At 69.1% G+C, this 18,780-nt stretch carries 16 protein-coding genes and 1 pseudogene; 8 read left to right on the forward strand and 9 right to left on the reverse strand.

The features are described 5' to 3' along the window. Positions 1-71: 71 nt before the first annotated feature. The 7 genes from WCD84_RS06375 to WCD84_RS06405 all read right to left on the reverse strand — a co-directional run bounded on the left by WCD84_RS06375 (position 72) and on the right by WCD84_RS06405 (position 9,369). Positions 72-908 carry a carbohydrate ABC transporter permease gene (locus tag WCD84_RS06375; protein ID WP_343280801.1) on the reverse strand — a complete coding sequence of 279 codons (837 nt, stop codon included), beginning with the start codon at positions 906-908 and terminating at the stop codon, positions 72-74. Next, positions 905-1,783 (reverse strand): carbohydrate ABC transporter permease, encoded by an 879-nt coding sequence (locus WCD84_RS06380; RefSeq protein ID WP_343254402.1) that lies wholly within the window; start codon positions 1,781-1,783, stop codon positions 905-907. The genes WCD84_RS06375 and WCD84_RS06380 overlap by 4 nt, the downstream gene beginning before the upstream one ends. Then, positions 1,773-3,068 carry a sugar ABC transporter substrate-binding protein gene (locus WCD84_RS06385; protein ID WP_343280802.1) on the reverse strand — a complete coding sequence of 432 codons (1,296 nt, stop codon included), beginning with the start codon at positions 3,066-3,068 and terminating at the stop codon, positions 1,773-1,775. The genes WCD84_RS06380 and WCD84_RS06385 overlap by 11 nt, the downstream gene beginning before the upstream one ends. Before the next feature lie 6 nt (positions 3,069-3,074). Continuing rightward, positions 3,075-4,766: a glucoamylase family protein gene (locus WCD84_RS06390; RefSeq protein ID WP_343280803.1), complete on the reverse strand. Its 1,692-nt coding sequence runs from the start codon at positions 4,764-4,766 to the stop codon at positions 3,075-3,077. Between the two features lie 15 nt (positions 4,767-4,781). Then, the gene (locus WCD84_RS06395) at positions 4,782-7,832 is read right to left on the reverse strand and encodes a TonB-dependent receptor (protein ID WP_343280804.1); all 3,051 of its coding nucleotides are present in this window, start codon (positions 7,830-7,832) and stop codon (positions 4,782-4,784) included. A 63-nt stretch (positions 7,833-7,895) separates the two neighbouring features. Then, on the reverse strand, positions 7,896-8,936 hold the full coding sequence (locus WCD84_RS06400) for a LacI family DNA-binding transcriptional regulator (RefSeq protein WP_343280805.1): 1,041 nt from the start codon (positions 8,934-8,936) through the stop codon (positions 7,896-7,898). A 133-nt stretch (positions 8,937-9,069) separates the two neighbouring features. Beyond that, positions 9,070-9,369 (reverse strand): YciI family protein, encoded by a 300-nt coding sequence (locus WCD84_RS06405; RefSeq protein WP_343254407.1) that lies wholly within the window; start codon positions 9,367-9,369, stop codon positions 9,070-9,072. 375 nt (positions 9,370-9,744) lie between these two features. On the opposite strand from WCD84_RS06405, the gene WCD84_RS06410 reads away from it, so the two are divergent. From WCD84_RS06410 to WCD84_RS06420, 3 genes and pseudogenes are all read left to right on the forward strand, one after another. Further along, positions 9,745-10,650 carry a segregation and condensation protein A gene (locus WCD84_RS06410; protein WP_343254408.1) on the forward strand — a complete coding sequence of 302 codons (906 nt, stop codon included), beginning with the start codon at positions 9,745-9,747 and terminating at the stop codon, positions 10,648-10,650. 27 nt (positions 10,651-10,677) lie between these two features. Continuing rightward, positions 10,678-11,227 (forward strand): annotated as a pseudogene (scpB, locus tag WCD84_RS06415) (SMC-Scp complex subunit ScpB); the annotation flags it as partial. Between the two features lie 190 nt (positions 11,228-11,417). Continuing rightward, positions 11,418-12,974, forward strand: coding sequence for a pseudouridine synthase (locus WCD84_RS06420; RefSeq protein ID WP_343254452.1), 1,557 nt, complete (start codon positions 11,418-11,420; stop codon positions 12,972-12,974). Between the two features lie 6 nt (positions 12,975-12,980). On the opposite strand, the gene WCD84_RS06425 is transcribed toward WCD84_RS06420, so the two are convergent. After that, positions 12,981-13,778, reverse strand: coding sequence for an amidohydrolase (locus WCD84_RS06425; RefSeq protein ID WP_343254409.1), 798 nt, complete (start codon positions 13,776-13,778; stop codon positions 12,981-12,983). A gap of 78 nt (positions 13,779-13,856) precedes the next feature. After that, a complete protein-coding gene (locus tag WCD84_RS06430; RefSeq protein WP_343254410.1) occupies positions 13,857-15,002 on the reverse strand; it encodes a pyridoxal phosphate-dependent aminotransferase in 1,146 nt (381 codons plus the stop codon). A 78-nt stretch (positions 15,003-15,080) separates the two neighbouring features. Between WCD84_RS06430 and WCD84_RS06435 the strand changes: the two genes are divergently transcribed. From WCD84_RS06435 to WCD84_RS06455, 5 genes are all read left to right on the forward strand, one after another. Further along, the gene (locus tag WCD84_RS06435; RefSeq protein WP_343280806.1) at positions 15,081-15,566 is read left to right on the forward strand and encodes a DUF3293 domain-containing protein; all 486 of its coding nucleotides are present in this window, start codon (positions 15,081-15,083) and stop codon (positions 15,564-15,566) included. A 34-nt stretch (positions 15,567-15,600) separates the two neighbouring features. Beyond that, positions 15,601-16,245 (forward strand): heme ABC exporter ATP-binding protein CcmA, encoded by a 645-nt coding sequence (ccmA, locus tag WCD84_RS06440; RefSeq protein WP_343280807.1) that lies wholly within the window; start codon positions 15,601-15,603, stop codon positions 16,243-16,245. Beyond that, the gene (gene ccmB, locus WCD84_RS06445; protein WP_343280842.1) at positions 16,245-16,913 is read left to right on the forward strand and encodes a heme exporter protein CcmB; all 669 of its coding nucleotides are present in this window, start codon (positions 16,245-16,247) and stop codon (positions 16,911-16,913) included. The genes ccmA and ccmB overlap by 1 nt, the downstream gene beginning before the upstream one ends. Before the next feature lie 22 nt (positions 16,914-16,935). Next, entirely contained in the window at positions 16,936-17,613 is a 678-nt protein-coding gene (locus WCD84_RS06450; protein WP_343280808.1) for a TetR/AcrR family transcriptional regulator, read from the forward strand. Positions 17,614-17,724: 111 nt separating this feature from the next. Then, entirely contained in the window at positions 17,725-18,771 is a 1,047-nt protein-coding gene (locus WCD84_RS06455; RefSeq protein WP_343254414.1) for a DmsE family decaheme c-type cytochrome, read from the forward strand. Positions 18,772-18,780 lie beyond the last annotated feature (9 nt).

An 18,780-nucleotide genomic window follows, 5' to 3' on the forward strand; every position in this document is an offset into this window, starting at 1 on the left:
CAGCAGCACTGCTCCGACCCGGCCCCGGGGCCACCGGTTTCCGCTCCGCACACCCATCGCGCACATCCTCCTCAACCCTTTACGCTGCCCATGAGCAGCCCCTGCATGTACCAGCGCTGCAGTCCCAGGAACAGCAACAGCACCGGCAGCACGGTGACCACCGCGCCGGCCATCATCATCTCGACGTCCATGATGTGTTCGCGCGACAGCGCCGCGAGCGCCACCGGCAGCGTGTACTGCTGCTGTTCGGCCAGCACGATCAGCGGCCACATGAAGTCGTTCCACGCCGCCATGAAGGTGAAGATCGCAAGCGTCACCAGCACCGGCTTCAGCATCGGCAGCACCACCTGCACGAAGATGCGCAGCTCGCCGGCGCCGTCAATGCGCGCGGCCTCCAGAAGCGCGTCGGGGATCGAGCGCGCGTACTGGCGCACGAGGAAGATCCCGAACACGCCCGCCAGCGCCGGCACCACCACGCCGCCGAGACTGTTCACCAGGCCGAGCTCCTTCAACAGCAGGAACAGCGGCAGCATCGCCACCTGCGCCGGTACCACCAGCGCCGCCAGCAGGACCTGGAACAGGCGCTCGCGGCCGCGGAAGCGGAGCTTGGCAAACGCGTAGCCTGCAGTGGTGTTCACGATCAGCGAGCCGAGCGTGATCGCCAGCGACACCGCCAGGCTGTTGGCGAAGGCGCGACCGAAGCCGGTGCGCGCGAAGAGCTCGCGGTAGTTGTCGAGCGTGGTCGCGGCGGGCAGCAGCGGCGGCGGGAAGCGGCTGGCTTCGCCCGTCGGCATGAACGACACCGAGACCATCCACGCCAGCGGCGCCAGCGCCAGCAGCGCGAACAGCAGCAGCGCACCGTTGACCAGCAGCGTGTCCAGGCGCCTGCCGCCGACCGGCCGGCTCATACCAGGTCCCGCCTGCGCCCGACGCGCAGCAGCAGCGTGGTCACGCCCAGGATCACCAGGAACAGCATGAACGCCACCGCCGACGCGCGGCCGAGGTTCCACCACTTGAAGCCTTCCTCGAACATCAAATACAGCACGCTCACCGTCGACTGCAGCGGGTCGCCGCGGGTCATCACATAGGGCTCGGCGAAGAGCTGGAAATAGCCCGACACCGTGATCACCGCCACCACCAGCAGCACCGGCCCCAGCGATGGCAGGGTGATGTGCACCAGCTGCCGCCAGGCGGAGGCGCCGTCGATGCGCGCGGCTTCGTAAAGCTCGCGCGGGATCGCCTGCAGGCCGGCGAGCAGGATGATCATGTTGTAGCCGAAGTTTTTCCAGACCGCGAAGCCGATGATCGTCGGCATCGCCCACAGCGGGTCGCCCAGCCAGTCGACGGGGCCGATGCCGATGTGCCCCAGCGCCCAGTTCACCAGGCCGTAGCTGGTGTGGAACAGGTAGCGCCAGATCACCGCGACCGCGACCAGGGTGGTCACCACCGGCGCGAACAGCGCGGTGCGGAAGAAAGGCCTGGCGCGCGCAAGCTGCGAGTCGAGCAGCAGGGCCGCGGCCAGCGACACCGCGATCGACAGCGGCACGCCGACCACCACGAAGTAGGTCGTGTTCCACAACGCCTTCCAGAAGATCGGCGTGCGCAGCAGGTCGATGTAGTTGTCGAGCGCGACGAAGCGCAGGTTTGCCGGATCGGCCAGCGCGTAGAGGTCGAAGTCGGTCAGGCTCAGCAGCAGCGCCGAGGCCACCGGCAGCGCGAAGAACAGGCCCAGCACCAGAAGCGCCGGCGCCACGAAGATCCAGCCGGCGGCATCAGCGCGCATCGGCATCCTCCTGCGCCAGGATCCAGCGGCGCTTGGCAAGGATGGCATCGACGCGGGCATCCAACTCGCGCACGGCCTGGTCCTGCGCCAGCCCGCCGCGCACCACGCGCTCGGTCACCAGGCGCATCTCCTGGGCGATCCGCTCCCACTCCAGCACCTTGGGCGTGGGCCGCACGCGCTCCAACTGGTCGCGGAAGGCGGCGGCGAAGGGGTCATTGGCCAGATCCGGATGCTCCCAGGTGCTGCGACGCGGCGGCAGGTTGCCGCTCATGGCATGGAACCGGCGCTGCACGCCGGGCCGCGAGAGGTATTCAACGAGCTTCCAGGCCGCGTCCGCATGCGCACCGCCACGCGGCAGCACCAGGCTGGTGCCACCCGCGATCCCTGCGCCCGGACCGTCGGGACCCGGCAGCGGCAGCGTGCCCCACTCGTCCGCAAGCTCCACAGGTGCGCGCCTGCGGAATTCGCGGATGTTCCAGGGGCCGGACAGGTAGAAGGCATTGAAGCCGCGGAAGAACTCGTCCCAGACGTTGGATATCTGGGTTTCCGACAGCACCGGCGCCCAACCCTCGTCGAACATCCTTGCGTAGAACGCCAGCGCGCTGCGGAAGCCCGGGCTGTCGAAGTTTCCGCGGGTGCCGCGCTCGCGCAGCAGCGGGTCGGGCTGCTGCAATGCGAGCGACAGCTGCGGCTCGAACTCGTTGAGCGGCAGCAGGATCGCGTAGCGCCCGGGGCCGACGTGGCGCTTGACCGCGGCCATCGCCGCCGCCCAGTCGTCCCAGTCGCGTGGCAGGGCGGCGACGCCCGCGTCGCGCAGGATGTCCTTGCGGTAGAACAGCAGCCGGGTGTCGACGTACCACGGCACGCCGAACACGCTGCCCTCCACGACGTTGGTGTCCAGGATGCCGGGGAAGTAGTCATCCGGGGCGATGGCATCGGACCCGTCGATACGCTCCTGCAGGGGTTCCAGCGCGTCCAGCGCCGCGAACTCGGGGATCCAGGTGTTGCCCAGCTGCAGCAGGTCGGGCATCGCGTCGGCGGCATAGGCGGTCAACAGCTTCTCGTGCGCCGCGCTCCAGGGAATCGCCTGCAGCTCCACGCGCAGGTCGGGATGCTCGCGCTGGAAGTCTGGCAGCAGCGCTGCGACCAGCTGGGCCTCGCGCCCCATGGCCCAGAAGCGGATCGTGGTCGGGCCGTCGGCAGCCTGGCGCGCGCAGCCTGCCGCCAGGCCGGCCACTGCCGCCAACAACAGGACGATGGCAAGGCCGGCGCGAATGGGTGGCATCGCCGGTCAGTCCGCGGGCGGCGAAGGTGGCGCGCGCGCCGGCACATCGCGGCGGCTTTCCACGCCCGCACCGGAATCCGCAGCGCTGCGGCCCGCCGCGCCTGCGCCCGTGGCTTTCGCGCTGTCGGTGTCCGACGCTTCAAGCGCCCGCGCCTCCGCGTCCTCCCGGGCCTCCTCCTCATCCTGCGCCTGCAGCTCCGCCAGCCAGCCGCCGGTGAAGCCCGCGCGCTCCAGGCCTGCGCGGATATAGGGATTGCGCTTCATCACGTTCCACACGAACTCGCGCCGGTGGTTCGCGATCCCGATCAGGATCGGCCCCTGGTCGATGCCGATGTAGTCGCTGGCCACCCAGCCCTTGCCCGGCACGATGCGTCCGGTCTTCAGCGGGATGTCGTACTCGAAGCTGGGATTGAACGAATCCAGGAAGCCGTAGCTTGAATACAGGTAGTCGCCGTGCTGCTCCACCAGCGCCAGGGTGGCCGGGACCACCAGTTCGGGCGCGAAGGGCAGAGAGGCGATCGCGGCCGTCGGTGCGATGGTGCCGTCGTCGAACGCGACCGCGATGCCGGCACCGCGCGCGCTGTAGTGGCGGAACTCGCGCACCACGCCCTGGTATAGCTCGTCGGTTCGCTGCGGCCCGTCGCTGGCGGTCAAACCCCAGACATCGGCTCCATAGCCTTTCCAGCCCATCGGGTTCTCGATCGCGTACGAGCGCTGGGCGTAGGTCGCACGCCTCGAATTCTCGAAATAGTCGATGCCGCGGCCGCGCATGTAGGCGTCGCGGATGCCGCGGAAGTCGATCCAGGCGTGCGTGTACTGGTGGCCGAACTGCGGTGCGAAGCTGAGGTATTCCTGGCCCTGGAAAATGCCCCAGCTGTCGTCGTAGGTCCGTGTCCACGCGTCCCACGCCTCGGGCCCGATCGGGTGCGTGGGCGAGGCCAGCGCCAGGATGTAGACCAGCATCGCCTCGTCGTAGCCGGTCCAGTCATGCTCGATGAAGCCGCGTTCCGGATACCAGCCCATCGAGATCAGCGGCGGCCGCTGCTGCAGCCAGGGCCACTCGATGCGCCGGTAAAGCTCGTCGGCGACCTCGCGGATCCGCTGCTCGCGCGGGCCGTCGCCGTCGTAGTAGCTCTGCGCGAACAGCACGCCAAGCATCATCAGCCCGGTGTCGACGCTCGACAGCTCCACCCAGGGCTCGTAGCGATGCCCGGTACGCATGTCGAGGAAATGGTAGAAAAATCCGCGATGGCCGATGGTGCCGGTCTCTTCCGGCCCCTGGGGCGACTCGAGCAGGAACTCCAGCGTCAGCAGGGTCCGGTCCACCGCCTGCCGCCGGCTGATCCAGCCGTTCTCGATCCCGATCGGGTACGCCGTCAGCGCGAAGCCGATTGCCGCCACGCTTGCGAAGGGCCGCGACGGGAAGCGGTCGGGCGTCATGCCGTTGCGCTCGTCGGTGGTGTCCCAGAAGAACTGGAAGGTGCGTTTCTCGATGTCGTCGAACAGCGGCGGCAGCTGCCCGGCCGCCGCCGGCGCCACGGCATCGGGAGGCGGCGCGGTCACCACCACCTCCTCGATCGGCCCCGGCCGCGGAGGTGATACCTCGGACTCCGGCGCCTCCCGCCCGCAGCCTGCAAACAGCAGGACGGCAAGCAAAGGCAGCACACATTTCAAACGATGGAATCTGACAGCTCGCATTGCCTTGATCGGCTCCTACCAGTCGAAGCCAAGGGACAGTTTGAACATCCTCGGTGGCCACACGGTGCCGTTGCCGCTGCGCCGGCCGAACTCGGGGTTCGGATTTCCAGGGTCGCCGCGGCCGGTGTTGTAGTCGAGGTGGTTCTGCCAGTTGAACACGTTGATGAAGTCGCCGCGGACACGGAACCTGATGTCGGTCCCGGTCTCCCACACCTTCTGGATGGCGACGTCGAACTGCTTGAACCCGATCGAACCATCGGGGATGAACTCGTCGAAGTAGCAGTTGCCGGGAACGTCGACGTTGTAGCAGTTGACCGAATCCTTTGGCGACGGGCTCGCCAGGGTCAGCTTGCTGGAGAAAGTGACGCCCGCCCACTCCGCGATGCCGGTCGCGACCAGGCGGTGCTTCGGGACGCCGACCGCGGTCAGGAACCGCTGCCCGTCAAGGTCGGGGCTATCGAAGAGGTAGTGCTCGTCCGCATTGGCCGCATTGAAGCGGTTCTCCTTCGCGTCGCTGTATGTGTACGCGACGGTGACGCTCCAGGGCGAATCACGGGTGAATGGTTTGTCGAGCGAGAACAGCAGCGAGTTCAACTTCGTCTCGATGCCGTTGTCGGCGATGATCAAGGTGCCGTAGCCCGGGATCGGCTGGCCCCAGGGCTGGCCGCCCCAGGTCGCGTCCGGATTGGCGGGGTCGCGGAAGCTGCCGTCCGGCCAGCGGTTGCCCAGGGTGAACAGGATGCCCTCGTAGCTGCGCACGTGGGCCAGCGTGGTCGACGTGTTCCAGTCCCGGCCGCCGAGCGTGAAGCTGTTGCGGATGCCGATGCTGAGCTGGTCCGAATACGGCGTCTCGAGGTCGTTGTTGATCAGGTTGACCTCGGCGCCCAGGTTGGGGCTGTCGGCGACCAGCGAGTAGAGGTTCTGGATGTCGTAGTAGGACGGATCCCATTCCAGGCAGGTCGGCCCGGCTGCCGAGCAGTCATGGTCCGGCGTATCGAAGAACCAGGTGTAGCCGGGAAAGGTGTTCTTGGTCTGTTCCAACGCCAGGTAGTCGAACAGGTTGCGGTCATAGGACCGCCCGATGCCGCCGAACAGCACGTGGCGCTGGTCGGCGAAGAGGTCATACGAGAATCCCAGCCGCGGCGCCCAGTTGTCCTTGTCCGGCTTCCGGTTGCGACCGTTGCTGATGTAGTCCTCGATGTCGTAGTCCACGTTCGGGCCCTGCAGGTTGGGCCATGCCCTGAGCGCAGCCGCAAGATCGGCGGGAGTGACGAAGTCCTCGAACGCCGGCGTCTCCTCGTAGTCGTAGCGGAGTCCCATGTTGAGGATCAGCTTGTCGTTCACCTGCCAGTCGTCCTGCAGGTAGATGCCGAACTGCCTGTTGTTCGACTTCACCGCGCGGTCCTCGCCGCCGAGTGGCGCCCCGAATTCCACCCGCCAGGGCACGAACGCATCGACGCTGGTGCGTCCCGCTTCCAGGTTCTCGTAGTAGTCCACCCGGTACTGGGCGTTGTAGGGCTGCTGCTCCAGTGATTCGACATCCACGGACTTCAACTTGATGCCGGCCTTGAGCGTGTGCGCCTCGAATCCGGTGAACGTGAAATCGTTCTGCAGCGAATAGCCTTTCTGCCCCTTGTTCTGGTAATCGCGGCCACCGCCGAGGTTGAGTATGGTGCTGCCATCGACCTGGTTGACCAGGGTGTTGCGGATGTCCAGGCCCGGGCCGATCGTGATCGGCCGCGGGCTCCAGTAGTCGTCCTCGGACGTCAGGTGGAAGTCGTTCAACCAGTCGTCACCCGTCCACTGCCAGCGCAGGTCGATGCGGGTGCTGTCGTTGATCTTGCTGGAGCCGTACGACGGCGTGTTCGGGCCGTCGCCGATCCCCTGCAGCTCCTCTTCGTCGCGGCGCCTGACCGACAGATCGACCATGTGGTCGTCGTTGGCATACCAGGTGAGCTTGCCGAAATACATGTCCTGCTGGAACGGGGCGATGTACGACCCGAGGTTCGCCGCGAGCTCCGGCGTCAGGTGCGCGGGATTGAACGCGGTATCCCCGATGCGGACGTCGCGCGGGCGGTCGATCTCCTTGGCCTCGTAGGTGACGAAGAAAAACAGCCGGTCCTGGATGATCGGACCGCTGAACGCGGCGCCGTACTGCTCCTCGCTCGAAGGCACCTTCGCGCCGTCCGCCTCTTCGCGCAGGGTTCGCGAGCGCCAGCTGTCGGAGGTGTAGTCGCGGAAGAAGCTGCCTTCAAACTCGTTGCCGCCCGAGCGCGTCACCGCGGTGACCGCGGCGCTGCTGATCTGGTCGTACTCGGCCTTGTAGTTCGAGGTGATGACCTTGTACTCGCCGATGGCGAGCTGCGGGAACGGACTTCCGCTGCTGGAATCCTGGCCACTGACACCGCCCTTCAGCACATAGTTCTTCTGGCCCACGCCGTCGATGAAGACATTGATGCCGTTCGAGCTCTGGGATCCGCCGCGCAGCTTGCTGGAGCCATCGGAGCCGGTTTCGAAAATCATGCCCGGCACCGTGTCGGCGAAGGCGAGGAAGTTGCGCGACGCCTGGGGCAGCGCTTCGATCTGCCGCTGCGACACGTAGGTCGCGACTTCGGAGGTGCGCATTTCAACCATGGGCGGAGCGGTGACCACGACGGTGTCGAACTCCGTCGCTTCGCCTGACGGGGCGGCTTCGGCCAGGCCACCCGCCTGCAGGTCCAGGGTCGCCGTCTGGCCGATGCGCAGGGACACCTCCTGGCTGCTGGTGTCGCCACCGGCGACCACGTCGACCCGGTACGGCCCCGGCGGCAGGCCGGCCAGGCTGTAGCTGCCGTTGCTGGCCTCAACGCTGCGCGTCAGGCCGGTCGCGGTATTGGTGGCCGTCACCGTGGCTTCTGTCGCGGGAGCCGAATCGACCAGGACCTGGCCGCGCAGCGTCGCGGCGGTCGATTGGGCAAGGGCCGGCGCGGACAGCAGCATCGCAGCCGCAAGCGCGCAGCACAGCAGGCTGCGCCGCGGTGAAATGACCGGGTGTCGGCTCCGCGGGTGGTTGTGGTTCGATGTCATGGTGTGTCCCCTCCCAGGGCGGTCTACGATGAGCGACCGGCGATAGCCGCCGTCTCCGGATGTTCAGGAACCGTCGCGGGCGACGGCGTGAATACGCGCGGTCGCGGTGGACGCGCGCACGATCAGGCGGGGCGACAGCGCAGCCGGTGCCGCAGCCGGCTCCGCGGCCCCGGAACCGGTCAACAGATGCTCGAGCAGCGCCTCCAGCGCCCTGCCCCCCAGCTCGGCGATGTCCACCCGCATGGTGGTGAGCGCAGGCTGGAGATGGCGTGCCAAGGGAATATCGTCGAAGCCTGCGAGCGCGATGTCGGCCGGCACCGCCACGCCGGCATCGACGAGTCCGCGCATGCAGCCGACCGCCATCGCGTCGTTGGCCGCGAACACGGCGTCGGGACGGCTGGCGCCGGCAAGCAGCCGGCCGGCGGCATGGAGCCCGGACGCTTCACTGAAGTCTCCTTCCAGCACGTGTGGCGTACTGCCGGGAAGGCTCGCGGCCAGCTCGTCCTCGTAGCCGCGCCGGCGTTCGCGGGCATCGTGGTTGTCGGCAGGCCCGGACACGAAGGCGATCCGGCGATGGCCGCTGGCAACCAGGTGCCGGACCATCGTCCGCGCGCCGCCGTAGCCGTCCACGCCCACGGCCGGCCGGGTGCCCCCGGGGTCGACGGTGTTGATCAGCACGGCGGGCAGCGCGGGGGTGAGATGACGGGCCAGGAACCGCGAGCCTTCGTCGGTCGGCGCCATCACCAGCACGCCGTCGACGCGGCCGCGCATCGCCTGCAGCGCCGCGCCCTGCTCCGTCGGCTCGCCATGGTCGCTGGATACCAGCAGGTGCAGGCCGTTGGCGCGCGCCACCTGGCCGATGCCGCGGATCAGCTCGGAGAAGAACTCGCCGTGCAGGTCGGGCAGCACCACGCCCACGGTGTGCGTGCGCCGGCTGCTGAGCGCTCGCGCGGCCTGGTGCGGGGCATAGTCGAGCTCCCGCGCCACCCGGAGTACGCGCTCGCGCACCGCCGGGGCGACGTTGTCGTGGCCGTTGATGGCGCGCGACACGGTCGCCACCGACACCCCGGATTCGCGCGCGACGTCCTTGATCGTGACCGCCATCGACCCTTGCCTGTGCTGGACGGATCAAATGTAAACGTTTACATCCAGCTACCGCAAAGGCCGCGCATGCTGCGCCGCGGCGGCTTTCCGATCCGGCGGCCCGCGCAGGCGACCATGCGCACGCGGCGGCTGCTCAGGGCAGCACGCGCCGGAACGGGCGCACTTCGACGCTCGCGTAGACGCCGGCGGCGACATAGGGATCGGCATCGGCCCAGGCCCGCGCCTCCTCGAGCGACTCGAAGCCCGCGATTACGATGCTGCCGGTGAAACCGGCCGGGCCCGGGTCTTCGGAATCGATTGCCGGACACGGGCCGGCCAGCAGCAGGCGGCCTTCGTCGCGCAGCGCGTGCAGGCGCGCAAGGTGCGCTTCGCGCGCGGCGGCACGCCTGTCCAGCACGTCGGCACCGTCACGCCCTTCGATCGCATACCACATCGAACTCGCTCCACTCGCGGCAATGGCCGCCATCCTAGCCGCAACCGGCGATGAAGCCGCGGCCCCTCTGGGCTGGACAATCGATATTGCCTGCCCGTACCCTGAGCCGCGGTTCCGGTTGCAGGAACGCAGGGGCGGTGCGATCCCGGCCCGTCCTGCCCCCACCGGCCCGCCCACGACTTCACTGCCACCACGCGCCGCCACGGTCCTGCCGTCGCGCCCGGGTGGAGTGGTCAGGCTGCACTACCCGCGGCTTTCGCTGCACAGACGTATTCCGCGGTTCCATATCAGGACCGGGTGCGTGACGTCCCACAGTTCCAGTGGCCCGGAGGGGGCCGCGACCCGATGACCCAAGCCGGTTCAGACACCGCCGCCATGTCAGCGCCCGACGCCCCTGCGTCCGGGAGCCGTCCGCTGCAGCAGGAAATGCCGCTGGCGATGGTGCATGGCCAGCCCCTGCTGCAGGTGCCGCAGGACCTGTACATCCCGCCGGACGCGCTCGAGGTCATCCTCGAAGCCTTCGAGGGTCCGCTCGACCTGCTGCTGTACCTGATCCGCCGCCAGAACCTCGAGATCCTCGACATACCGGTGGCCGAGATCACCCGCCAGTACGTCGCCTACATCGACGTGATGCAGGAGCTGCGATTCGAACTGGCGGCCGAATACCTGGTCATGGCCGCGATCCTGGCCGAGATCAAGTCGCGGATGCTGCTGCCGCGGCCTCCGGCGGATGAAGGCCTCGAGGACGACCCGCGCGCCGACCTGGTCCGCCGGCTGCAGGAGTACGAGCGCTTCAAACAGGCTGCCGAGGACATCGACACCCTTCCGCGCCTGGACCGTGACACCAGCGTTGCCAGCGCGCACGTCCCCGAGCGCGCCGAAGTGCGGCTGCCGCCAGCGGTGGACCTGCGCGAAATGCTGATGGCCCTGCACGACGTGCTCAAGCGCGCCGAGCTGTTCACCGGCCACGCCATCAAGCGCGAGGCACTGAGCGTGCGCCAGCGCATGGGCGAACTCCTCGCCCGCCTGGAGGATGGCGCCTTCCACCGCTTCGAGCAGCTGTTCGAAGCGCGCGAAGGCCGGCTCGGCGTGGTGGTCACCTTCCTGTCGATCCTCGAGCTCGCCAAGGAGCAGCTGCTGGAGGTGGTGCAGGAGGAAGCCCTTGGTCCGATCTACGTCAAATCGCTGGCCCTGGTCCGCGAGGACGACCGGCCGCTGGAGTTGTCCAGCGAGTTCGACGACGAAGGCACCGCCGCGAACAACGGCGCCCCGGCGCGCTGACACATCGCATTCCGCAACAGGACGCACATGGATCCACAACTGATCAAACGCATCGTCGAGGCCGCGCTGCTGGCCAGCAGCCAGCCGCTGACCGTGGTGCAGCTCAACGGCCTGTTCCCGCTGGACGAGCCCGCGCCGGAAGGCGCCGTGGCGCAGGCGCTCGCGGCGCTTCAGGATGAATCCGCCGGGCGCGGCGTGGAGCTGGTCGAGGTCGCTTCGGGCTGGCGCTACCAGGTGCAGGCCGACGTCCACGCCTGGGTCGCGCGGCTCTGGACCGAGCGCCAGGTGAAATATACCCGCGCCACGCTCGAGACCCTGGCCCTGATCGCCTACCGCCAGCCGATCACCCGCGGCGAGATCGAACAGGTCCGCGGCGTCGCCACCAACAGCAACATCATCAAGGCGCTGGAAGAGCGCGAGTGGATCCGCGTCGTCGGCCACCGCGACATGCCGGGCCGGCCCGAGCTCCTCGGCACCACCAAGGGCTTCCTCGACTATTTCGGCCTCAAGCGCCTGGACGAACTGCCGCCGCTGTCGGAGCTGAAGGATTTCGGCGAACTCGAGCCGCAGCTGCGCTTCGAACCGGAAGCAAACGACGACGACGGCGCGATGCCGGTCGGCGACATCGAACTTGAAACAGAAACCCCAACCGAACCAGACGCAGACACCGTGGACTCCACTGGATCTGCATCCTCCCTGCCGCAAGACGCGGCACAACAAGAAGATGCCCTCGCCGTTGACGGCGACAGCATCGGAGTGGAACAGGAATGACCGAAGACAAGACGGGCGGCCGCAAGCTGTCGCTCAAGCGCACCACCGACACCGCCACCACGGCCGACGCCCCGCGCATGGAGGAGCGCCTGCACAAGGTGCTCGCACAGGCGGGCCTGGGCTCGCGCCGCGCGCTGGAACAGCGCATCGCCGAGGGCCTGGTCAAGGTCAATGGCGAGGTCGCCCAGGTCGGCATGAGCATCGGCGGCGGTGACCGCGTCGACCTCGACGGCCGCAGCTTCGTTGCCAGCGCGCTGACCGAGCCGGCGCGCGTGCTGCTCTACAACAAGCCCGAGGGCGAAGTCACCACGCGCGAGGATCCCGAGGGCCGGCCCACGATCTTCGATTCGCTGCCCGCGCTGAAGGGCGCGCGCTGGATCGCGATCGGCCGCCTGGACATCAACACCACCGGCCTGCTGCTGCTCACCACCGACGGCGAGCTGGCCAACGCGATGATGCATCCCTCGTTCGAGATCGAGCGCGAGTACGTCTGCCGCGTGCGTGCGCCCGAAGGCCAGGAGACGGTGCCGGAAAGCATCGTCGACGTGCTCAAGCGCGGCGTCGCGCTGGACGACGGTCCGGCGAAGTTCGACGAGATCAAGCGCATCGGCGGCACTGACTCCAACGAGTGGTTCCAGGTGCTGCTGAAGGAAGGCCGCAATCGGGAAGTGCGCCGCCTGTGGGAGTCGCAGGGCTGCCAGGTCAGCCGCCTCAAGCGCGTCCGCTACGGACCGGTCGAGCTGCCGCAGCCGCTGCTGCGCGGGCAGTCGCAGGAGCTGGTGGATGACAAGGTCCAGGCCCTGCGCAGCAAGCTCGGGCTCGAGGATGGCGCACCGGCCGCACTGACCCTGCTGCCGGTGATCGGCCAGCGCCGGGCGGCCAAGTCCACCGTGCAGGTGGGTGGCGAGCACCGCAGCCAGGGCTACGTCGGTGGCCACAGCACGGCCGACGAAGGCCGCGAGCTGCGGCGCTTCGACAACGTGCGCGAGGACCGCGGCCGTCGTGGCGGCGGACCGCGCAAGCCATCCGGCGGCCTCACGGTCACCGGCGAGGCAGCCGCGCGACAGTCGAACAATCCGCTCAAGCAGCGCAAGGACAAGCGCGCCCTGCCCGAGGGCAACCCGGCCGCGTTCCGCAGCTGGTACGTGCCCGATGGCGTCGACACCGGCCCGACCGGGCACCGCAACGCCGGCCCGGGCGCAGGCAAGCCCGCTGGCCGCAAGCCGGCCGGCGGCGGACGCCCGGGTGGCGCGGGAAGACCCGCCCGCGCGGGGAATCCGTATGGCAAGGCACCGTCGTTCCCCTCCGATCACGCAACGCCGGGTGCCGGCCCCCGTGGCCCGGGCGCAGGTCGCGCTGGACGGCCCGGTGGAGCTGGCGGTGCGGGCAGGCCCGGCGGCAAGCCGGGCGGCGCCGGCAGGCCCGGTGGTGGCAAGCCTGGCGCTGGACGCCCCGCGGGTGGACGCCCGGGCGGCGGTCGCCCCGCGGGTGCGGGTCCGGGCGGCAATCGCGGCCCCCGCGGCGGCGGCGGCGGCGGGCGACGCGGCGCCTGAAAAAGGTCAGCCGGTCGCGAGGCTGAAGGCGTCGCCGTCGAGCAGCGCCGGGAAGTGTTCGCGATGGGCAGCCAGCGTGTCGGCAAGGAGGGTCGTGGTCACCACGACCTCCTCGTCGGCGCATTCGCTGAGCGGTGCACCCAGGAAGTCGATCACCGCGCTGTCGCCGCTGTAGGCCAGGCCGTTGCCGTCGCGCCCCACGCGGTTCAGGCCGGCCACGTAACAGAGGTTCTCGATCGCGCGCGCGCGCAGCAGCGTCTTCCAGGCATAGGCGCGCGCGGCGGGCCAGTTGGCCACGTACAGCTGCAGGTCGAAGGCGGGCCGGCCATCGGCGTCGAGCGTGTTGCGCGCGAACACCGGGAAACGCAGATCGTAGCAGACCAGCGGATTGATCCGCCAGCCCCTGAGCTCCACCACCAGGCGGTCGCGGCCGGCGGCGTAGCGCTCGTGTTCGCGCGCATAGGTGAACAGGTGGCGCTTGTCGTAGTGCTGCAGGCCGCCGTCGGGCGCGGCCCAGATCATGCGGTTGTAGACATCGCCGCCGTCGCGCAGCTGCACGCTGCCGCTTACCACCGCGCCCAGCGTCGCGGCCTGGTCGCGCATCCACTGCACGGTCGGCCCGTCCATGCCTTCGGCCTGGTCGATGGCATCGTTGCTGAAGCCGCTGGTGAAGGTTTCCGGCAGCAGCACCAGGTCGGTGATGCCGCGCAGCGATGCGATCAGGCCGCCGTAGTACTCACGGTTGCCGGCGGGGTCGTGCCAGAGCGTTTCGCCCTGGACCAGGGAAATGCGCAGGTTGTCCATGGCCCGATCTTAGTCTGCCCGGACGCCGCGGGCGACGATGGCCGCGGGGCGGCGTCGCGGTCGCAGCTGTAGCTGCTCCTACAGGTGGGTGAGGCGCTCGATGGCTGCATCCAGCGTGGACTGCGTCTTGGCGAAGCACAGCCGTGCCAGGCGCTGCCCGGGCGGCGGGGTTTCATAGAACGGCGACAGCGGGATCGAGGCGACGCCGTGCTCGATGGTCAGCCAGCGGCAGAACTCGACGTCCGCAAGGTCGCTGACTTCGGAGTAGTCGACCAGCTGGAAGTAGCCGCCGGGCACCGGCAGCGGCCGCAGCCGCGTGCCCAGCAGCTGTTGGCGGAACGCGTCGCGCCTTGACTGGTAGAAGGCCCCCAGTCCGAGGTAGTGCTCCGGCTCCTCGCGCAGCATCTCCGCGAACGCATGCTGCGCCGGCGCGAAGCTGCAGAACACGTTGTACTGGTGCACCTTGCGGAACTCGAGCGACAGCCCCGGCGGTGCGATGCAGTAGCCGAGCTTCCAGCCGGTGCAGTGGTAGGTTTTGCCGAAGCTCGACACCACGAAGGCGCGCGCGCGCAGCGCCGGCCAGCGCAGCGCCGACTCGTGGCGCGCGCCGTCGAAGACGATGTGCTCGTAGACCTCGTCGGAAATGAGCCAGACGCCGCTGTCCTCGACGATGGCGGCAAGCTCGGCCATGTCGTCGGCGTCGAGCATCGCGCCGGAGGGGTTGTGCGGCGAGTTGACGATCAGCATGCGCGTCTTCGGGCCGATCGCGGATCGCACCCGCGCCCAGTCGGGGGCGAACGTGGCCGGGTCGAGCGGCACGTGCACGGCGCGCCCGCCGGCAAGGTCGATCGCCGGCTCGTAGCAGTCGTAGGCCGGGTCCAGCACCACCACTTCGTCGCCGGCGCGGACCACGGCGTGGACGGCGTTGAAGATCGCCTCGGTGGCGCCGCTGGTCACCGTGACCTCGGCGTCCGGGTCCGGGCGATACCCGTACAGCGCCGCGGTCTTGTCGGCGATCGCCTCGCGCAGCGCGGCCACGCCGGTCATCGGCGGGTACTGGTTGTGTCCGGCGCGCATCGCGCGGTCGACGGCATCGACCAGGCGCGCCGGAACATCGAAATCGGGGAAGCCCTGCCCGAGGTTCACGGCACCGTGCTCCGCCGCGAGCTGCGACATCACGGTGAAAATGGTCGTCCCCACCTTCGGGAGTTTTGTACCCGGCATCCGCATGTCCTCCGCATCCGGCCGCTGCCGGTGAGACGCGAGTTTACGCAGGCCTCCGACTGGCGTTAAATCCGGGATATGTCGAAGCCCCTGCCTCCCGTCTCCGACGCCGACGCCGAGCGCCTTGCCGCCGCGTACCTGCAGGCGGAATACCGCTGGGCGCGCGATGGTGACTGGCACGACATCCGCGTCGGCCTGCCGGCGCCGGGGCTCGAGCTGCTGCATCCCGGGGTGCGGAGCTTCGCGCTGCTGTCGGCCTGGAATCCGTTTTCGCAGCCGCGCGCCGAAGCCTCCAACCGGCTCGAGGATGCCGTACTCGAGGCCGAACTCACCGATCGTGGCCTGGAGCACCTGCCCGCATTCTCCTCCGCGACCAACCGCAGCTGGCGCGAACCCGGCTGGGTGATCTTCGACATCGGCAGCGACGAACTCGACGCCCTCGCCCAGCGCTTCGGCCAGCTCGGTGCCCTGTGGTGGCTGCGCGGCGATCCGGTGCGCCTGCGCATGCAGGCGAAACGGCCGGCACGGCCCGGACCCGAAGCCGCGGTCGACTGGCTAGAATAGCGGCCCCGGTCGCCGTCGCGGCCCGTACCGCACGATGCCCCCAGCCGCCAGCCCAGCACCCGCGCTACTTTCCGCACAGGCCCTGCGCTTCACGCGCAACGAGATGCCGGTGTTCGGCCCGGTCGATTTCGAGGTGGGGACCGGAGAGGCGCTGCTGGTCCAGGGCGACAACGGCGCCGGCAAGACCACCCTGCTCAAGGTGCTGGCCGGACTGCTGCACGCCGACGGCGGCGCGATCCGGTTCCAGGGCCAGCCCGCGCTCCCGGCGCTGCGCGCGCGGGTGATCGGCTACCTCGGCCACCTGCCCGGGCAGAAGGCCGACCTCAGCGCACTGGAGAACCTGCGCTTCCTCTGCGGCCTGCACGGCAGCCGCCCGGGCATGTCGCTGGAAGACGCGATGGCGACCGTCGGCCTGGCCGGCTACGAGGACGCGCTCGCGCGCCAGATGTCGGCCGGCCAGCGCAAGCGCCTGTCGCTGGCGCGACTGTGGCTGTCGCCGGCGCCGCTGTGGCTGATGGACGAGCCCTACGCCAACCTCGATCTGGAAGGCATCGAACTGGTGAACCGGATGGTGCAGGCGCACCTGCGCGAAGGCGGCGGGGCCATGGTCACCACCCACGGTGCCTATGCCGCGCCACCGGTGCGCACCCGGCTGCTGGTGCTGGAGCGGCCGTCGTGATGTGGTCGGCCGCGCGCGCGCTCGCCACCCGTGACCTGCAGCTGCTGTGGCGCAGGCGCGGCGATGCCCTGCAGCCGGCGCTGTTCGCACTGCTGGTCCTCGTACTGTTCGCGCTGGCGCTGGGCAATGACCGGGTGATGCTGGCGCGGGTTGCACCGGGCGCGCTGTGGGTGGCGGTGCTGCTGTCCGGGCTGCTCGCGCTGGACACCCTGTTCCGCGGCGACGCCGAGGATGGTTCGCTTGAACAATGGCTGCTGGCGCCGGTGCCGCTGGCCTGGCTGGTGCTGGTGCGCGTGACCACGCACTGGGCGACCACGGCGCTGCCGCTGCTGATCGCCATGCCGCTGCTGGCGGAGCTGATGGCCCTGCCACGCGAGCACTGGCCGGTGCTGTTCGCGGCCCTTGCGCTGGGCACGCCCCTGCTGGCGCTGCTCGGCGCGGTGGTCGCCGCGCTCACCGTGGGCATGCGCCGCTCCGGGATCCTGGTCGCGCTGCTGGCGCTGCCGCTGTACGTGCCGGTGCTGGTGTTCGGTGCCGGCAGCGTCACCGCCGCGGCGCAGGGATTCGACCCCATGGGCGGCCTCTTGCTGCTGGCCGCGGGGCTGGTGGCCGCGATCGTCCTGGCCCCACTCGCCGCCGCCGCGGCGATCCGGATCGCGCTGGCCTAGGCATGGCGACCGGAGCAGGACCATGACCAATCCACCACCCCCGCCCTCCGACGACGTGGCGCAGGTCCCGGGCCGCAAGCCCCGGCCGGACCGGCCAACGGGACGCGCGAAAGACCGCGCTGACCGCTTCCTCGAAGTAGCCACCGAAGTCTTCATGGAAAAGGGCTACCGCAACGCCCGCCTGTCGGACATCGTGACCCGCGCAGGTGGTTCGCTGTCCACGCTCTATGCCGCCTTCGGTGACAAGGAGGGCCTGGCACACGCGGTCATGGAGCGCAGCATCCGCTCCTTCGGCGAAGGCCTCGACATCCTCGACGACCCCGGCCTCACGCCCGCCGACGCGCTGCCGGCCGCTGCCGAGCGCCTCTCCGTGGAAATGCTGTCACCGGAGCGCACCGTCAGCCACCGCATCATCATCGGCGAAGGCCTCGCCTTTCCGGAGCTGCGCGACTGGTTCTTCGAGCATGGCGTGGAGCCCGCGCATGCTCGCCTGGCGGATTATTTCGCCCGCCAGGCGAAGGCGGGAACGCTGGCGGTCGAATGCCCCGCTGAGGCTGCGAACCAGTTCTACATGATGGTCTTCGGCGGCACGATCATCCGCAGCATCAACGGCATGCGCACGCCCGCGGATCACTCGGCGGTATGCGCCGAGGCGCGGTCCGCTGCCCATATGTTCCTTCGCGGCGCCCTCCCCCGCTGAGTTGATGTGCAGTGCAGCTTGACGAAAGCTGAACGTCAGACAACACTCCTGTAACGCCGGTTACACGCCAGCCGATTTCAAGTCGGGCCAGCCAAAGGGAGAGAAAGGGCGATGCGGGTTTTCATCGGAAGTCTGTTGGCACTCGCCGCGGCCGTCCTGCTTGGCGCCGGTTTCCTGGCACCGGTCGCGGCACAACAGGCTCCCAAAAGCAGCCTGCCTTCGACGCATTTCGGAAGCGAGCAGCCGGTATCGCCGCACGGCTTCAACGCCGCCCCGGGTTTCGCCAACGCCCCGGTCGCGCACAATCCGGACAGCCCGGATGCGCGTGCCGTGGGCGAGACGGTCTGCACCGCCTGCCACACGCAGGAGACCGCGAACTTTGCGCACACCATCCACGCCTTGGGCATGAACGCCGCGCTGGCCGCCGATCCCGGCACCGCCACCTGCGAATCCTGCCACGGCGGCGGATCGCGCCACATCGAATCGCCCACCACGCCCGGCTCGATCATCGCCTTCACCAAGGACGGCGGCACCGATGTCGCCACCCAGGCCACGAGCTGCCTCGGCTGCCACTCCGGCGGCCAGCGCGACCAGTGGGCGGGCTCGGTGCACCAGCGCAACGACCTGTCGTGCAGCGACTGCCACAACCCCATGGCGAAGTTCTCGTCGGAGGGGCTGCTGGCCAAGCCATCGATCAGCGAAACCTGCGCCGGATGCCACCAGGACGTGCGCCAGCAGTTCAATCGCCGTTCGCACATGCCGCTACCCGAAGGCCAGATGAGCTGCGCCGACTGCCACAACCCGCACGGCACCATCAACGCCAGCCTGCTCAAGACCGATACGGTCAACGAGACCTGCTACCAGTGCCATGCCGAGAAGCGCGGGCCGATGCTGTTCGAGCACGCGCCAGTGCGCGACAGCTGCCTGAACTGCCACACCCCGCACGGCTCCAACCAGCAGGCGCTGCTGGTAGCGCCGGTGCCCTTCCTGTGCCAGCAGTGCCATTCGCACGTGCGCCATCCCAACGACCTGCACACCGGCACCTCGCTGGCCGGCCAGCCCGGAGCGGATGAACGCCTGATTGCGCGCGGCTGCATCAGCTGCCACTCCCAGGTGCACGGATCCAACCATCCCTCGGGCCCACGGCTGCACAAATAGCGGCATCGA

Origin of the sequence: Luteimonas changyuni, assembly GCF_039548395.1 — a bacterium.
GTDB lineage: Bacteria > Pseudomonadota > Gammaproteobacteria > Xanthomonadales > Xanthomonadaceae > Luteimonas.